Origin of the sequence: Kitasatospora sp. NPDC059803 (assembly GCF_042732255.1) — a bacterium.
Lineage (GTDB): Bacteria > Actinomycetota > Actinomycetes > Streptomycetales > Streptomycetaceae > Kitasatospora.
Genome location: NZ_JBHWIJ010000199.1, coordinates 1 through 16,067, shown reverse-complemented (window position 1 = coordinate 16,067; position 16,067 = coordinate 1). Strand labels below are relative to the sequence as shown.

The following is a 16,067-nucleotide window of genomic DNA, read 5'->3' as shown; positions in this document are numbered from 1 at the left end:
CGACGGCACCGCGGGGGAGGCCGCGATGCGGGCGCGGGGGGCCACCGACCCCCCCAAACTGCCCGGCCGGGCCCCCCCCCCCCGGGGCGGGCGGCCCCGGGGGGGGAACGGCCGGACAACTCCCACCAAGCCTCAGATCCAGGGGAACCAGGGCTTAGTTGTTGCTCCCCCCTTTGGTGTTGGAGGGTGAGGGGGAGAGGGGGTCACCCCCTTTGGGCGGATCGGCCGGCTTCGTGATGAGCATCACCTGGGTGTTCGGGTCCAGCTGGGTGCCGGCGGGCGGGTTGGTGCTCACGACGATGGCGTTCGGGTCCGACGGACCGGACACCACCGTGTAGAGCAGCCCGACCTTGCCCAGCTGCGAGATGGCGTCCGACAGCTTGACGTTCTGCAGCGGCGGGACCTGGGGCTTGTCCTGCATCTTGAAGATCGTCAGCGTGATCTTCGTGTTGGCCGGGACCTTGGTGTTGGCCTGGACCGACTGCGCGGCGACGGTGTTCGCCTTGCTCTGGTCGGTGGTCTGCACCGTCTTCGAGGTGTCGACCTGGAAGCCCAGGCCCTCCAGCTGGGCCTGCGCCACCTCCTTCTGCGCGCCGGCCACGTTCGGCACGGTCACCTTCGACTTGCCCTGCGAGACGGTCAGCTTGACCGGGGCGGTCGGGTCGCCGGCGGTGCCCGCCGCCGGGTCCTGGGCGGTGACGTTCTCCTGCGGAGCGGTGTCGTCGTCCTTGTACTCGGTGGTGACGTTGGTGAAGCCGGCGTCGCCGAGCGCCTTGGTCGCCTGGTCCTTGGTCTTGCCGACCACGTTCGGCAGGGGGGCCTTGGCCGGGCCGGAGGACAGCTGCACGGTGATGGTGCTGTTCTCCGCGACCTGGCCGCCGACGGCCGGGTTCTGGGTGCAGACCTGGTCCTTCTTGATGTTGGCGTCCGGGCAGGCGAGCTTGTCGCCCTCGGCCACCACGAGCTTGGGACCGGCCGCGGCCGCGGCCGTCTTGGCGTCCGCCAGGCTCTTGCCGACCAGGTTCGGCACGGAGACCTTCGGGGTCTCCGTGGTGCCGCCGCCGTTGCCGTTGAACATGGCCTGGGCCACGAAGAAGGTGCCGACCAGGACCAGCACGGCGGCGACCGCCAGCACGATCCAGGAGGTGTTGCTCTTCTTCGGCGGCTGCTCGCCGCGCCGGCCGCCGTCCCGGCCGTAGCCGTCGTCGTGGCCGCCGCCCGCCGGGCCGTCGGCGTAGGCCTGGCCGTAGCCGTCGTCCTGGTAGCCGCCCTGCGGGCCGTAGCCGGGCTGGCCGCCGGCCTGCGGCAGGACGGTGGTCGGGCCGCCGCCGGGCTGCTGCGGCAGCACGTTGGTCTGGCCGTACGGGTCGTGCTGCTGCGGGTAGCCGTTCTGGTCGTAGCCGTACCCGGCGCCCATGCCGTACGCCGCGGCCTGCTGGGCGGCGGCCACCGGCAGGCCGTCGAGGAAGCGCTCGATGTCGTCGCGCATCTCGTCGGCGCTCTGGTAGCGGTAGTCGCGCTCCTTGGCGAGCGCCTTCAGCACGATCGCGTCGATCTCGGGGCGGACCTCGGGGTCGAAGACGGACGGCGGCTGCGCCTCCTCCCGGACGTGCTGGTAGGCCACCGCGACCGGGGAGTCGCCGACGAACGGCGGGCGCACGGTCAGCAGTTCGTACAGCAGGCAGCCGGTGGAGTAGAGGTCGGAGCGGGCGTCGACCTGCTCGCCCTTGGCCTGCTCGGGGGAGAGGTACTGGGCGGTGCCGATGACGGCCGAGGTCTGGGTCATGGTCATCCCGGCGTCGCCCATCGCACGGGCGATACCGAAGTCCATGACCTTGACGTTGCCCTGCCGGGTCAGCATCACGTTGGCCGGCTTGATGTCACGGTGCACGATGCCGGCGCGGTGCGAGTACTCCAGCGCCTGCAGGATGCCGATGGTCATCTCCAGCGCGCGCTCGGGCAGCAGCCGTCGGCCGGAGTGCAGCAGCTCGCGCAGGGTGGACCCCTCGACGTACTCCATCACGATGTACGGGATGGAGATGTTGTCGATGTAGTCCTCGCCGGTGTCGTACACGGCGACGATCGCGGGGTGGTTCAGGGACGCCGCGGACTGCGCCTCGCGGCGGAAGCGGGCCTGGAACGACGGATCCCGGGCCATGTCGGCCCGGAGCGTCTTCACTGCGACGGAACGGCCGAGCCGGGTGTCATGGGCGAGGTACACCTCGGCCATGCCGCCGCGTCCGAGGACGCCGCCGAGCTCGTACCTGCCGCCTAGGCGACGAGGCTCTTCCATAGTTCCGACCCTCTCCCTCACCTGCCGGCGAGGTTGTGACGTAGGTGTCCCCGCACGCTCAGGGTGACGCCGAGCGGGTCTCGACCGGTTCTCCGGCCGGGCCGTGCGCCGTCTCGCGGGCGGCAACGGGCACACCCGCTGCTGGCGGATACGCTACCGCTCGCACCGCATCGGACCGGAGTCGGCCGTCGGCCGATATCAGACCGGTATCCGGACGGGGGTGTCGATCGTGACTTTCCACTCACGGCCGGGCCTCCTCCTCACTTGCCGAGGACGGCCTGCATCACCGCCTTGGCGATCGGGGCGGCCAGCCGGCCGCCGCTGATGCCGTCGCGGTTGTTGGAGCCGTCCTCGACCACGACCGCGACCGCCACCGACTGGCCGTCGGTGGTCTTGGCCCACGAGGTGAACCAGGCGAACGGCAGCCCGGCGTTGTCCTCGCCGTGCTGCGCGGTACCGGTCTTGCCGCCGACCTGGAGGCCGGGGATCTTGGCGCTCTTGCCGGTGCCGTTCTCCACCACCGAGACCATCAGGTCCTGCATCTTCTGCGCGGTGGCCGGGCTCATCGGCTGGGAGAACTGCTTCTCGGTGTGCTTGGAGATGGTGGTCAGCGAGGCCGAGCGCTCCTGGTCAACCAGGTACGGCTGCATCAGGCTGCCGTTGTTGGCGATCGCGGCGGACACCATGGCCATCTGCAGCGGGGTGGCGCGGGTGTCGTGCTGGCCGATCGAGTCCTGCGCGGTGCCGTCCAGGCTCGCGCTGCTCGGGAAGATGCTCTTCTCGGAACGGACCGGGGTGTCGATGGTGCTGTTGAAGCCGAACTTCTCGGCCTGCGCCCGCATCTTGTCCTTGCCGAGGTCCGCGCCCATCTTGGCGTAGACCGTGTTACAGGACTGGTCCATCCCCGACTTGACCGTGGCGTTCCCGCACTTCTCGAGCGGCGACTCGTTGTTGAGCACCGTCTGGGTGCCCGGAAGGGTGTACGGGTCCGGCGTCGCGGTCTGGTCGTCGATGTTCTGGTACAGGCCGTTCTCGAACGCGGCGGTCGCGGTGACCAGCTTGAACGTGGAGCCGGGCGGATAGGTCTCCTTCAGCGCCCGGTTGAGCATCGGCTTGTTGGGGTCGGCGTTGAGGTCCGTCCAGGCCTTGGAGTCGCCGCTCTCGCTGCCGGCGATGGTGCCCGGGTCGTAGGACGGGGTGGAGACCAGCGCCAGGATCGCGCCGGTCTTCGGGTCGATCGCGACGGCGGCGCCCTTCTTGTCCCCGAGGCCGTCCCAGGCGGCCTTCTGGGCCTTGGCGTTGATCGTGGTGACGACGTCGCCGCCGCGCTGCTGCTCGCCGGTCAGCATGTCCAGGGTGTTGCGGAAGAACAGCCGGTCGTCGGTGCCGGAGAGGATGCCGTCCTCCAGGTTCTCCAGCTGGCTGGAGCCGAACACCTGGGAGGAGTAGCCGGTGACCGGGGCGTACATCGGGCCGTCGACCCAGGAGCGCTTGTACTTGTAGCGCAGGCCGTTGACGAAGTCGGACTTCGTGACCGGCTGGCCGCCGACGATGATGTTGCCGCGCGGGTGGGCGTACCGGTCGTACTGCTGGCGCTTGTTGTTCTTGTTGGTGGCCCAGGCGTCGGCCTGGACGCCCTGCACCCAGTTGGTGCGCACCATCAGGGCCAGGATCAGGACGAGGCAGAAGATCGAGACCCGGCGGATCGGCTTGTTCATCGGACGGGTCCTCCCTGGCCCTCGGTGGCCGGAGTCGCTTCGACCCCGGGTCGGCGGGCGCTGTCGCTGATCTTCAGCAGGATCGCGACCAGCGCCCAGTTGGCGACCACGGACGACCCGCCCTGGGCGAGGAACGGCATGGTCATACCGGTGAGCGGGATCAGCCCGGTGACGCCGCCGGCCACGACGAAGACCTGCAGCGCCATCGCCGACGAGAGCCCGACGGCGAACAGCTTGCCGAACGGGTCGCGGGCGGCGAGGGCGGTGCGCAGTCCGCGCTGCACCAGCAGGGCGTACAGCAGGAAGATCGCCATCAGGCCGGTCAGCCCGAGCTCCTCGCCGAACGAGCCCAGGATGAAGTCGCTCTTCGCGGCGAAGTTGATCAGCCAGGAGCGGCCCTGGCCGAGGCCCGAGCCCGTTACCCCGCCGGAGCCGAGCGCCATCAGGGACTGGCCGATCTGCTCGGTGGCGCCCTTCGGCGGGTGTGCTCCGAAGGCGGCCATCGGGTCGAGCCAGGCGTCGATGCGGACCTTGACGTGGCTGGTGGTCATCGCGACCGCGACCGCGCCGCCGATCGACATCAGCAGGCCGAACAGGATCCAGCTGGTCCGCTCGGTGGCCACGTAGAGCATCACCACGAACAGGCCGAAGAACAGGAAGGACGTGCCGAGGTCGTTCTCGAAGACCAGGATCAGCAGGCTGAGCAGCCAGATCACGACGATCGGGCCGAGGTCGCGCCCGCGCGGCAGGTACAGGCCCATGAAGCGGCGGCTGGCCAGGGCGAGGGCGTCGCGTTTGACCATCAGGTAGCCGGCGAAGAACACCGTCAGGATGATCTTGGCGAACTCGCCGGGTTGGATGGAGAAGCCGCCCATCCGGATCCAGATCTTGGCGCCGAAGTCCTCCGCCCGGGCCGGGAAGAAGGCCGGCGCGGCGAGCAGGACCAGCGCCGCCACCATCGAGATGTAGGTGTAGCGCTGGAGCACCCGGTGGTCCTTCAGGAACACCATCACGCCGATGAACAGCCCGATCCCGAGGGCCGACCACATCAGCTGGTTGCGGGCCGCCGGGAAGTTGGCGCTCAGCAGCTTGCCGGCCTTGTCGAGCCGCCAGATCATCACCACGCCGAGACCGTTCAGCAGGGTGGCGATCGGCAGCATCAGCGGGTCCGCGTACGGCGCGAAGCGGCGCACCAGCAGGTGCGCGACCAGCGCCAGTGCGCCCATGCCGAGTCCGTAGCCGACCATGCCGCTCGGCAGCGCGGAGTCCATCGCGAGGCCCACGTTGGCGTACGCGAGGATCGGCAGCACGACGGCGAAGGCCAGCAGGGCCAGCTCGGTGTTGCGCCGGTTCGGCGCGCCCTGGAGGGAGATGGTGGTGTTGGCCCGGCGCCGGGAGGCGGCGCGGTCGGTGGCCGTCCGGCGCCTGCCGGCCCGGCCGGTGTCGTCGCTCAGGTCGTAGGTGCTCACGTGGTGACCGCTCCCTGACGGCCGGCTGCCCCGCTCGGGGCGGGCCTATGTCGGATCACGGAGGTCACTGCTTCGGGCAGGAGTCGGCCCGGCTGCGCTCCTCCTCGGTCAGCCCGGAGAGGTCGCCCGACGGGCCGGTGTTCGGCGCGGCGGCGTTCGGCGCCGGTGCGGTCGGGCTCGGGGCCGTCGGGGTCGGGGTGGCCGGGGTCGGAGTGGTGGGGGCCACCGGGGGGCGGGTCTTCTCGCCCGGGGTGGGCGTGACGGCCAGGAACGCGGCGTGGGTGGCCTGCGCCGCCTGGGTGCCCTGGGTGCCCGGGTTGGTCCGGGCGTCGGCGACCTTCTTGCAGAGCTTGACCCAGCCGTCGAGCTCCTGGACGGTCGCGGTGGCGGCGCCCAGGCTGTCGGCCGAGATGGTCTTGTTCAGGTGCTCGGCCTGGTCCTGCGGCAGGTACTTGAGCTCGACGTCCTTGTACGCGGTGTGCACCGAGGACAGGCTCAGGCCGGCCAGGTTCTGGTTGATGCCCTGGTAGACCGCGACGTGGTCGCCCTGCTTGGCGACGTAGTACTGGTCCTGGGTCCACTGGTAGCCGAAGAACCCGGCGCCGCCGAGCAGGCCGAGGGTGACCAGGACGGCCACCGAGACGGTGAGGCCCTTGCGCTTGCGCTTCGCGGGCGGCTCCTCGTCGAACTCCTCGGCGCCGTACACCGAGGGCTCGCCGGAGCCGTAGCCGTACTCGCCCTCGTAGCCCTCTGCGGGGCCGAAGCCGCCCTGGGCGGCGCCGTAGCCGGCGTCGTAGCCCTCGGCCGGGCCGAAGGCGCCCTGCGGGGTGCGGCCGAGGCCGGCGGCGCGGCCGGCCGGGGTGTCGGCGATCGAGCGGTCCGCGGCGGCCGAGGACGGCGGGGTGTCGGCGACCGCGCCGACCACCACCGGGACGTCGTTGTACTGGCCGCTCGTGGTGTCCGTGGCACCGACGTCGATGACGTCCGCCACGATGCAGGTGATGTTGTCCGGACCGCCGCCGCGCAGCGCGAGCTGGATCAGCTCCTGCACGGTCTGCTCGGGCGAGTAGTAGCTGCCGAGGGTGTCCTGGAGGGTCTGGTGGCTGACCGGGCCGGAGAGGCCGTCGGAGCAGATCAGGTAGCGGTCGCCGGCGCGGACCTCGCGGATCGACAGGTCGGGCTCGACCTGGCCGCGGCCGTCGAGTGCCCGCATCAGCAGCGAGCGCTGCGGGTGGGTCTCGGCCTCCTCCGGCGTGATCCGGCCCTCGTCGACCAGGCGCTGCACCCAGGTGTGGTCCTGGGTGATCTGCACCAGCGAGCCGTCGCGCAGCAGGTAGGCGCGGGAGTCGCCGACGTGCACCATGCCCATCCGCTGGCCGGTCCAGAGCATCGCGGTCAGCGTGCAGCCCATGCCCTCCAGCTGCGGGTCCTCCTCGACCATCTGCCGGAGCCGGTCGTTGGCGCCCTGGACGGCGTCGCCCAGCAGGGTCAGCAGGTCGGCGCCCGGCACGTCCTCGTCCAGTCGGACGATCGAGCCGAGCACCTCGGAGGACGCGACCTCGCCGGCCGCGGCGCCGCCCATGCCGTCGGCCACGGCCAGCAGCCGCGGCCCGGCGTAGCCGGAGTCCTCGTTCCCCTCCCGGATCAGTCCCTTGTGGGAGCCGGCGGCGAAGCGCAGCACCAGGGTCATGCGACCTGTGCCCCCCTCTGGGTCATGGACGGGATGCTGTCCCTCATGCGCTACTACTTCCGCAGTTCGATGACGGTCCTGCCGATACGGATCGGCATGCCCGGCTGGAGCGGAGTGGGCGCGGTCAGGCGCTGCCGGTCCAGATAGGTGCCGTTGGTGGAGCCTAGATCCTCGACCGTCCACTGCCCAGTCTGATCCGGATAGATCCTGGCATGCCGGGAGGACGCGTAGTCGTCGTCCAGCACGATGGTGGAGTCGTGCGCGCGGCCCAGGGTGATGGTCTGGCCCTGGAGCGCGACGGTGGTCCCGGCCAGTGAGCCCTGCACCACCACGAGCTGGGTCGGGGCGCCGCGGCGGCGGCCGCCGCCCTGGGTCTGGCCCGCCGCGGGGCCTGCGGCCGGGGTCTGCGCGGTGCGCCCGGCGGCCGGAGCGGCGGCGGCGCCGCCCGGAGCGGCGTTGGCGCCGCGACGGGAGGAGCGGGGGTTCACCTTGGTCCCGAACAGGTCGCTGCGGATCACCTGGATCGCGACGATCACGAACAGCCACAGCACGGCCAGGAAGCCCAGCCGCATGACCGTGAGGGTCAGTTCTGACATGGCCGGCCCGCCTGTCGGTGAGCGAGGCGCGCGAACAACTCGGACACTACCCTTCGACCTGTCGGTAGACGATGGTGGTGGAGCCCACGACGATGCGGGAGCCGTCGCGGAGCGTAGCGCGCTGGGTGTGCTGTCCGTCCACCACGATGCCGTTGGTGGATCCCAGGTCGAGGACCATCGAAGGGGTGCCGGGGCGGATCTCGGCGTGCTTGCGGGAGACCCCGGGGTCGTCGATCCGCACGTCCGCCTCGGTCGAGCGGCCGAGCACGCAGGCCGCGCCGGTGATCTGGTGGCGGGCGCCGTTCACCTCGATCCAGCGGCGGAGCGAGGCGCCGTGGCCGGCGCCGGGGAAGGCGCGGACGTTGCCGCCGGACGTCGCGGGCGGGCCCTGGGGCATCGCCGGGGGCGCGGCCGGCGGCGGGGGCGCGCCGTACTGGCCGGCGCCGGTCTGCTGCCACGGTGCGCCGGGGGCCGGGGCGGCCGGCTGGCGGTCGTATCCGGGCTGCTGCTGCTGCGGGGCGTACTGCTGGGGCTCCTCGGCCGCCAGGGTGCGGCTGCGCACCCGGTACAGGCCGGTGTCCAGATCGTCGGCCTTCTCCAGGTTCACCTGGAGCGGGCCCATGAAGCTGTACCGCTGGGCCTCCGCGTACTCGCGGACCATGCCGGCCAGCTCGGCGCCCAGCTGCCCGGAGTAGGGGCTGAGCCGCTCGTGGTCGTGCGGGCTCAGCTCGACGATGAAGTCGTTCGGCACGACGGTGCGGTCGCGGTTCCAGATGCTCGCGTTGTTGTCGCACTCGCGCTGCAGCGCACCGGCGATCTCCACGGGCTGGACCTCGGACTTGAACACCTTGGCGAAGGTGCCGTTGACGAGACCCTCAAGTCGCTGTTCGAACTTCTTCAGCACTCCCATGGGACACCCCCTTCCAGGGTTCGTTCGCCTGCCTGCCGACCGGATCCCGCCGGGAGTCGGTCGTGCCTACTTGCGGTACTTCCGTACTGATCGTATCCACGCCGGGCCCTTCCGTACGGTTCCCGGACAGCGTGGTGCCCGGGGGTGGGCTCGGACACACAGGGTGACGCATACCGGGTACGGCACGCCAGGTGTGCCCGCCCGGGTGGGCTCCCGTCACTCGCTCGCCCGTTCGTCGTGCATCCGTTCGGATGCGCTTCGTCCCGCCGAAGAACGGATTCGGAGCGGCCCCCCGGGTCGTGCTACTGTTTTCCACGTCGGAAGGGCCGCCCACCAGGGAGGCCGGTCCAAGGAAACGCGAAGACCACATGGTACCGAGCGGTTCGGAAGATCGGTCGGCAACGAAGACGACACCCATGCGCGGGTGGCGGAATAGGCAGACGCGCTGGATTCAGGTTCCAGTGCCCGAAAGGGCGTGGGGGTTCAACTCCCCCCTCGCGCACAGCGAAGCCCCGCAGATCTACGGATCTGCGGGGCTTTCTCGTTGTCCCGGTCAGGAACGGGTGGCGGGCAGCTCGGCGCGGACCTCGAAGCCGCCGTCCTGGGTGGGGCCGGCGCTGAGCGAGCCGCCCAGCAGCTGCGCGCGCTCGCGCAGGCCGACCAGGCCGTGGCCGCCGCCCGGCAGGATCTCGTCCGGGTGGACCGGGGGCGCGTCGTTGCGCACCTCGACCCGCAGCCGGCGCCCCTTCGCCCGGACCTTCACGTGCACCGCCGCCTCCGGGGCGTACTTGGTGATGTTGGTGAGCGCCTCCTGGACGGTGCGGTAGGCGGCCCGCTCGACCGCCTCCGGCCACGGGCGGTCACCGGGGTTCAGTTCGGTGTCGGCGGCCAGCCCGCTCTCCGCGATCAGCCGGGGCAGGTCGGCCAGCCGGGGCTGCGGGGCGAGCGGGGCGTCCGGGCGCGGGCCGGCGGTGCTGCGCAGCACCCCGACCATCTGGCGCAGCTCGTCGAGGGTGCGGACGGCCAGTTCGCGGATGGTGCGGGCGGTGGTCGCGGCGGCCGGGTCGGCGGTGCTCACCTGGAGCGCGCCGGCCTGGATGCTGATCAGGCTGACCTGGTGCGAGACCACGTCGTGCATCTCCCGGGCGAGCCGGCCGCGCTCGCTGATCAGCACCCGTTCGGCGAGCAGTCGGCTCTCCCGCTCCTGGCCGCGGGTCAGCTCGTCGAGCCGGGCGGCCAGCTCCCGCCGGGTGCGGGCGAGCAGCCCGGTGGCGGCCGGGCCGGCGGCCAGCATCACCGACTGGATGGCGTAGAGCGCGGTGTCCCGGCTGAGTCCGAGGGTCTGCCCGGACAGCGGCCAGTGGAAGAACTCGACCAGCGCGAACAGGGTCGCGCAGGGGATGACGATCCGCGGGCGGGGGCGTTCGGCGGCCACCGTGTAGACGGCGGTGATCGGGGCCAGCCAGATGTCGTCGACGTAGCTGCCGGGCATGGTGAGCAGCAGCGCCGCCACCGGGAAGCGGCGGCGCCAGAGCAGGGCGACGGCGGCCAGCGTGGAGAGCGCGATCTGCCACCACGGGGAGTTCCGGGCCACCAGGGCGGCGTCCAGGAGGGAGTAGAGGGCGGGCAGCAGCAGCATCAGCCAGGGGGCGGTGCACCAGGCCGGGAGCCGTCTGGACGGCAGCTGTTCGGTGGCCGTCATGCCCCGTCGCCGGGTTTCGGCCGGACCAGCCCGGCCCGGTGGGCGAGCACCGCCGCCTGGACCCGGTTGGCCGCGCCGAGCTTGCCGAGGATCGCGCTGATGTGGTCCTTGACGGTGCCGGTGCCGAGGAAGAGCCGGTCGGCGATCTCGGCGTTGGACAGTCCCTCGCCGAGCAGGGCCAGCACGTCGAGCTCCCGGCCGGTGAGGGTGCGGGCGAGCGAGGTGGCCTCGGCGTCCGGGCCGCCGCCGTCCACGTAGCCGCCGATCACGGTGCGGGTGACGGTCGGGGACAGGATGTTGCCGCCGGCCGCGAGCACCCGGACGGCGTGGACCAGCTGCTCGGGGGCGGTGTCCTTGAGCAGGAAGCCGGAGGCGCCGGCCCGCAGCGCGGTGCCGATGTACTCGTCGCTGTCGAAGGTGGTGAGCATCGCCACGGCGGGCGGGTCCGGCAGGGCGCGCAGCCGGCGCAGCACCGAGATGCCGTCGAGGTCCGGCATCCGGATGTCGAGGAGCACCACGTGCGGGCGCAGGCGTTGGACGTGCTCCTCGGCCTGGCCGCCGGAGCAGTCGCCGACGACCTCCAGGTCGGGGGCGGAGCCGACGATGAGGCCCAGGCCGGAGCGGACCAGGATCTCGTCGTCCACGATCAGCACGCGGGTGTCGGTGATGGTGCCTCCTCGGTTCTGGCGGCCGGGGTCGGGCGGTCCGCGCGGGTCGTTTCGAGGGTAGGGGTAGCCGGGGTGGGGCGCCGAACGGATGGCGGTCCTTACCCCCGCCACATGGCGGGGGTGGGAATCCGCTACCCGGTTCACGCAATTCTCAGGCCGGGTGGGGAACCATGGAGTTGGCTGCCCTTTGTCGGCCTGCTCCATTCAGTGGGCGCCCGGTCGAGGTGAGGGCCGCCGGTCAGTCCGTCGGGCCCCTGCGGGCACCCGTCGCCGGGCCGTGTGCGGATGCGCCCCACCATCTGATCGTTTGGAATTGAGCTGTGTCGTCCACTGTGAAGTCGGAGCCTTCCGCCACGTCCACCGGGCCCCGGCCCGTCGGCGTGCTCGACCGCTGGCGCCCGCGGGCCGCCGCCGTCTCCGTGTGGTACCTCCGGCTGCTGGCGCTGCTGAACGTGGCGACGGTGCTGCTGGTGCCGTGGGGGAACCAGGTCAACGAGCACAACGAGGGTGAGTACTTCACCCCGTACCTGATGACCTCGGGTCTGGCCAGCGCGGTGCTGGCGGTCTTCCTGGCCATCGCGATGCGGCGGCGCAAGCGGGCCGCCTGGATCTTCAACGCGGCCCTGGCCAGCATGTTCGCGGTGCTGTACCTGCTGGCCATGGTGATGCCCGGCGAGCGGTTCAAGGCCCACCCGCTCAACTACATCTCCACCGTGCTGACCTGCCTGTTCGTCCTGGCGCTGGTCATCGGGCGGAAGGACTTCACGTCCAAGGGCGACCGCTCCAACCCGAAGACTGCGGCGGCCACCTTCGTCGGCGGGCTGCTGTTCGGCGGGGTCGTCGGCGCGCTGCTGGTCTGGGCGACCAACGGGCTCGGCGGCGCGGGCTTCTGGGACCTCTTCCGCTACTCCGTCGGCCGGATGATCACGATCAACCCCTCGGAGCACCTGCGCTCGGTGATCTCCTCGCCGACCTGGGTCAACGCGGCGATCAACGCGATGGGCGCGGTGCTCTTCCTGCTGGTGCTCTACGTGGCCTTCCGCAGCCCGCGCGGCAAGGAGCTGCTGAACCCCGAGGACGAGGCGAAGCTGCGCTCGCTGCTGGACAAGCAGGGCGAGCGGGACTCGCTCGGCTACTTCGCGCTGCGCCGGGACAAGGCGGTGATCTTCTCCCCCAGCGGCAAGGCGGCGGTGACCTACCGGGTGATCGGCGGGGTCTCGCTGGCCTCGGGCGACCCGATCGGCGACCCGGAGGCCTGGCCGGGCGCGATCGACACCTGGCTGGCCGAGGCCCGCGAGCACGCCTGGGCGCCGGCCGTGATGGGCGCCTCCGAGGAGGCCGGGGTGATCTACGCCCGGCACGGGCTGGACGCGCTGGAGCTGGGCGACGAGGCGATCGTCGAGCTGGACGAGTTCTCGCTGGACGGCCGGGCGATGCGGGTGGTCCGCCAGGCGTACAACCGGGTCAAGCGGGCCGGGTACACGACGCGGATCCGCCGGCACGAGGACATCCCCGAGTGCGAGATGGCCGAACTGGTGGCCAAGGCCGACCAGTGGCGCGACGGGGCGACCGAGCGCGGCTTCTCGATGGCGCTCGGCCGGCTCGGCGACCCGGGCGACGGCCGCTGCGTGATGCTGGAGTGCCACGACGGCGACGGCGAGCTCAAGGCGCTGCTGAGCTTCGTCCCGTGGGGCCCGGACGGGCTCTCGCTGGACCTGATGCGCCGGGCCCGGGACACCGAGAACGGCCTGATGGAGTTCATGGTCATCGAGCTGCTGCAGCGTGCCGAGGAGGTCGGGCTGAAGCGGGTGTCGCTGAACTTCGCGATGTTCCGTTCGGTCTTCGAGCGCGGTTCGCGGCTCGGCGCCGGCCCGGTGCTGCGGTTGTGGCGTTCCGTCCTGGGCTTCTTCTCGCGCTGGTGGCAGATCGAGTCGCTGTACCGCGCGAACGCCAAGTACCGGCCGATCTGGGAGCCCCGCTACCTGCTGTTCGAGAAGAGCAGCGAGATCCCGCGGATCGGCATCGCCAGCGCGCGGGCCGAGGGCTTCATCGTCGCGCCGAGCCTGCCCGCCCTGTTCCGCCGCCGGCACTCCGGGGCCGCCGTGGTGGCGCCCCGGCTCCCGGTCGCGGCGCGGGACGGGAAGGGGTAGCCCTCCGCCGGGGGGCGGAGGGGACCGGGCGGTCGGATAGGGGGTGAGGTCAGGGATATCCCTCCCCCCAGAGGATGACCCTGATCCGCATCTATGCCGATGTGGATTTGTTAAGAGGCTTCTAATGTTGGAGTAGCTCAGAAAGTTCGGGGATTCGGGAGTAACGGTTGTGATGGACAGGACCCACGCGGGGGGCGTGCGGGAGGGGTCGCTGGTGTTGGCCAGATCGGCTGCTGCCGCCGAGTGGGGGACGTTGTACGCGACGGTGCGGGACGCGGTGGTGCGCAAGAAGTTCGCCGCCGTTCCGATGGCCACGGCGGCGACGTTTCTGATCCTCCTGTTCAGCATCACCCAGCACCTGCCGGGCGGTGAGCACTTCGTCAACCGCATCGGGGTGGTGAAGGCGGCGCTGCCGCTGGACGTCTCGCTGCTGCGGACCCCGCTCTCGCTGTACGTGCCGGCGCTGGACCTGCCGGTCTGGGGCGCACTGGCCCAGGTGTTCGTGGTCTTCGGCGTCGCCGAGATCGTGCTCGGCCGGCGGATGACCCTGGTGGTGGCCTACACCTGCACCCTGGCGGGCACGCTGTTCGCCCGGATCGGCGTGGCGCTCGGCCCGGATCACCTGTTCGGCTTCCCGAAGTGGGTCGCCTACGTGCGGGACACCGGGCCGTCGGCCGCGGTGGTGGCGCTGGCGATCTGCATCGCGTTCCGCTGCCGGGCCTGGCTCACCGCCGGCCTGGTGGTGGTCATGATGGTCGGCGAGGCGGTCGTGCTGCCGAACCTGGCCGGTCTGGAGCACGTGGTCGCGGTGATCACCGCGCTGCTGCTCGCCGTCGCGGTCGAGGTGTTCGGGGACTTCTGGCCGCGGGTGCTGGCCGGGGTCGGGGCCGCCACCTCGGTGGCCGCGACCGCGTCGCGGGAGGTCGCGGTGGAGGCCCGGCGGCGCCCGGCGGGCGCGCTCGTCCCCTGACCCACCCGCCGTCTGACGGCCGTCGGGCAGCCGGCCGTCAGGCGTGCGGCAGGGGGAGTTCGAACCAGACCACCTTGCCGACCGCCTTGCGGGCGGTGCCCCAGCGCTCGGCGAGCTTGGTCACCAGAGTGAGGCCGCGGCCGGTCTCGCCCAACTGCTCGGCCGGTTCCAGCGACGGCAGGTTGTGGTTGTCGTCGCTGACCTCGACCAGCAGCTTGTCCACCCGGATCAGCTGGAGCCGGACGCGGTCCCGGGCCACCCGGACGGCGTTCGTGACCAGCTCGCTGACCAGCAGCTCGGTGATGTCGCTGAGCGCCTCCAGGTGCCAGCCGGCCAGCTGCTCGCGGACCAGCGAGCGGGCCCGGCGCACCTCGCGGTGGTCCACCCTGAGGTCCCAGGTGGCCACCTCGGACGGGGCGACCCCGTCGAAGCGGGCCACCAGCAGGGCGACGTCGTCCTTCCGGTCGTCCGAGTGCAGCCGCTTGAGCACCACGTCGCAGGCCTGCTCGGGGCTCTGCCGCGGGTCGATCAGATTGCCGCAGAGCGCGGCCAGGCCCGCTCCTATGTCGCCGCCCCGGACCTCGACCAGGCCGTCGGTGCACAGCACCAGCATCGAGCCGTCCGAGACGTCGATGGTCTTGGCGACGAACGGCACCCCGCCGACCCCGATCGGCGCGCCGGCCGGGATCTCCAGCAGCTCGCCGGAGCCGTCCGGGTGCACCAGCACCGGCGGGACGTGGCCGGCGCTGGCCAGCTCGCAGGTCCGGTTGATCGGGTCGTAGACCGCGTACAGGCAGGTGGCGAGGTGGTCGTCGCCGAGCTTGTGGGCCAGGTTGTCCAGGTGCCGCAGCAGCTGGCCGGGCGGCAGGTCGAGCGCGGCGAGGGTCTGCATGGCCGTCCGGAAGCGGCCCATCGCGGCCGCCGAGTGCAGGCCGTGGCCCATCACGTCGCCGACCACCAGGGCGACCCGGCTGCCGGGCAGCTGGATCGCGTCGAACCAGTCGCCGCCGACCTCGGCCTTCGGGTCGCCCGGCAGGTAGCGGTGGGCGATCTGGACGCCGGGGATCTGCGGCGGGCGGGTCGGGATCATCGAGCGCTGGAGGGTGGTGGCCACCCTGGCCTCGGCGCGGTGCAGCCGGGCGTTGTCCAGGGAGAGCGCGGCGCGGACGGCCAGCTCCTTGAGGGTGGCGGCGTCGCTCTCGTCGAAGGGGGCGCGGTCCGGCAGCCGGAGCAGCTTGAGGATGCCCAGCACGGTGCCCCGGGCGGACAGCGGCACCACCAGCATCGAGCGGCCGGAGACCACCTGGGCCAGCCGGGCCCCGCCGAGCGCGATCGCGTAGTCGACCGCGACGTCCGCGCTGATCACCGGGACCAGGACCGGCTGGTTCAGCTGCAGGGCCATCCCCGGCGGGGTGCGGCGAGGCATGCTGACCAGCGAGCCCTCGGACAGCACGTGGTCCCAGGCGCCGCCGGTCTCGTTGTAGACCAGGGCGACCCGGCGGAGCATGGTGTCGTCGTCCGGGCGGGCGGCCGGCAGCTCGGAGTCGGAGATCAGCCCGTCCACCAGGTCAACGCAGGCGAAGTCGGCGACCCGGGGGACCAGCACCTGGCAGAGCTCGTGCGCGGTGAAGCCGAGGTCCAGGGTGGTGCCGACCTTGCCGCCGACCTCGTTCAGCAGTGCCAGCTGCTCGCCGGCCTGCCCGTTGGTCAGGAACGGGCTCAGCCGCCCGGACGGGGCGCCCTCGGCGCCGGTGGGGGGCTGGTCGCTACGGCGGGGCGGACGGCCGTTGGCGGGCGGTTCGGCGGCGGCCGGCTCGATGGCGGCTCCTCCTCCGGTCGGGGACGGGGCGGTCGGGGGCGGGGTGGTCGTCGTCGGGGTGGTCGGGGCCGGGGTGGGGGAG

The 16,067-nt window shown here is 71.9% G+C and carries 11 protein-coding genes and 1 tRNA gene; 3 read left to right on the top strand and 9 right to left on the bottom strand.

From position 1 onward, the window contains the following. Window positions 1-154: 154 nt before the first annotated feature. The 6 genes from pknB to ACFV6I_RS26920 all read right to left on the bottom strand — a co-directional run bounded on the left by pknB (window position 155) and on the right by ACFV6I_RS26920 (window position 8,676). Complete coding sequence (pknB, locus tag ACFV6I_RS26945; RefSeq protein WP_380428129.1) at window positions 155-2,293, bottom strand: Stk1 family PASTA domain-containing Ser/Thr kinase; 2,139 nt, start codon at window positions 2,291-2,293, stop codon at window positions 155-157. A 260-nt stretch (window positions 2,294-2,553) separates the two neighbouring features. Further along, window positions 2,554-4,011 (bottom strand): penicillin-binding protein 2, encoded by a 1,458-nt coding sequence (locus ACFV6I_RS26940; RefSeq protein ID WP_063348446.1) that lies wholly within the window; start codon window positions 4,009-4,011, stop codon window positions 2,554-2,556. Beyond that, window positions 4,008-5,384 (bottom strand): FtsW/RodA/SpoVE family cell cycle protein, encoded by a 1,377-nt coding sequence (locus ACFV6I_RS26935; protein ID WP_063351252.1) that lies wholly within the window; start codon window positions 5,382-5,384, stop codon window positions 4,008-4,010. Before ACFV6I_RS26935 ends, ACFV6I_RS26940 begins: the two co-directional genes overlap by 4 nt. A gap of 160 nt (window positions 5,385-5,544) precedes the next feature. Continuing rightward, window positions 5,545-7,170 (bottom strand): PP2C family protein-serine/threonine phosphatase, encoded by a 1,626-nt coding sequence (locus ACFV6I_RS26930; protein WP_380428127.1) that lies wholly within the window; start codon window positions 7,168-7,170, stop codon window positions 5,545-5,547. A gap of 53 nt (window positions 7,171-7,223) precedes the next feature. Further along, complete coding sequence (locus ACFV6I_RS26925; RefSeq protein ID WP_380343311.1) at window positions 7,224-7,766, bottom strand: FHA domain-containing protein; 543 nt, start codon at window positions 7,764-7,766, stop codon at window positions 7,224-7,226. A 46-nt stretch (window positions 7,767-7,812) separates the two neighbouring features. Beyond that, window positions 7,813-8,676 carry a DUF3662 and FHA domain-containing protein gene (locus tag ACFV6I_RS26920; protein ID WP_063348443.1) on the bottom strand — a complete coding sequence of 288 codons (864 nt, stop codon included), beginning with the start codon at window positions 8,674-8,676 and terminating at the stop codon, window positions 7,813-7,815. A 418-nt stretch (window positions 8,677-9,094) separates the two neighbouring features. Between ACFV6I_RS26920 and ACFV6I_RS26915 the strand changes: the two genes are divergently transcribed. After that, a tRNA-Leu gene (locus tag ACFV6I_RS26915) sits at window positions 9,095-9,178 on the top strand. 51 nt (window positions 9,179-9,229) lie between these two features. Here ACFV6I_RS26915 and ACFV6I_RS26910 read toward each other — a convergent pair. Continuing rightward, the gene (locus ACFV6I_RS26910; RefSeq protein WP_380428125.1) at window positions 9,230-10,378 is read right to left on the bottom strand and encodes a sensor histidine kinase; all 1,149 of its coding nucleotides are present in this window, start codon (window positions 10,376-10,378) and stop codon (window positions 9,230-9,232) included. Then, window positions 10,375-11,025 (bottom strand): response regulator transcription factor, encoded by a 651-nt coding sequence (locus tag ACFV6I_RS26905; RefSeq protein ID WP_244293637.1) that lies wholly within the window; start codon window positions 11,023-11,025, stop codon window positions 10,375-10,377. The genes ACFV6I_RS26910 and ACFV6I_RS26905 overlap by 4 nt, the downstream gene beginning before the upstream one ends. 341 nt (window positions 11,026-11,366) lie before the next feature. Between ACFV6I_RS26905 and ACFV6I_RS26900 the strand changes: the two genes are divergently transcribed. Both ACFV6I_RS26900 and ACFV6I_RS26895 read left to right on the top strand, forming a co-directional pair. Next, window positions 11,367-13,196 (top strand): phosphatidylglycerol lysyltransferase domain-containing protein, encoded by a 1,830-nt coding sequence (locus tag ACFV6I_RS26900; protein WP_380343307.1) that lies wholly within the window; start codon window positions 11,367-11,369, stop codon window positions 13,194-13,196. Between the two features lie 172 nt (window positions 13,197-13,368). Continuing rightward, window positions 13,369-14,166: a hypothetical protein gene (locus ACFV6I_RS26895; protein ID WP_159398469.1), complete on the top strand. Its 798-nt coding sequence runs from the start codon at window positions 13,369-13,371 to the stop codon at window positions 14,164-14,166. A gap of 37 nt (window positions 14,167-14,203) precedes the next feature. On the opposite strand, the gene ACFV6I_RS26890 is transcribed toward ACFV6I_RS26895, so the two are convergent. Beyond that, a partial coding sequence (locus ACFV6I_RS26890; protein WP_380428123.1) for a SpoIIE family protein phosphatase occupies window positions 14,204-16,067 on the bottom strand: 1,864 nt, incomplete at its 5' end.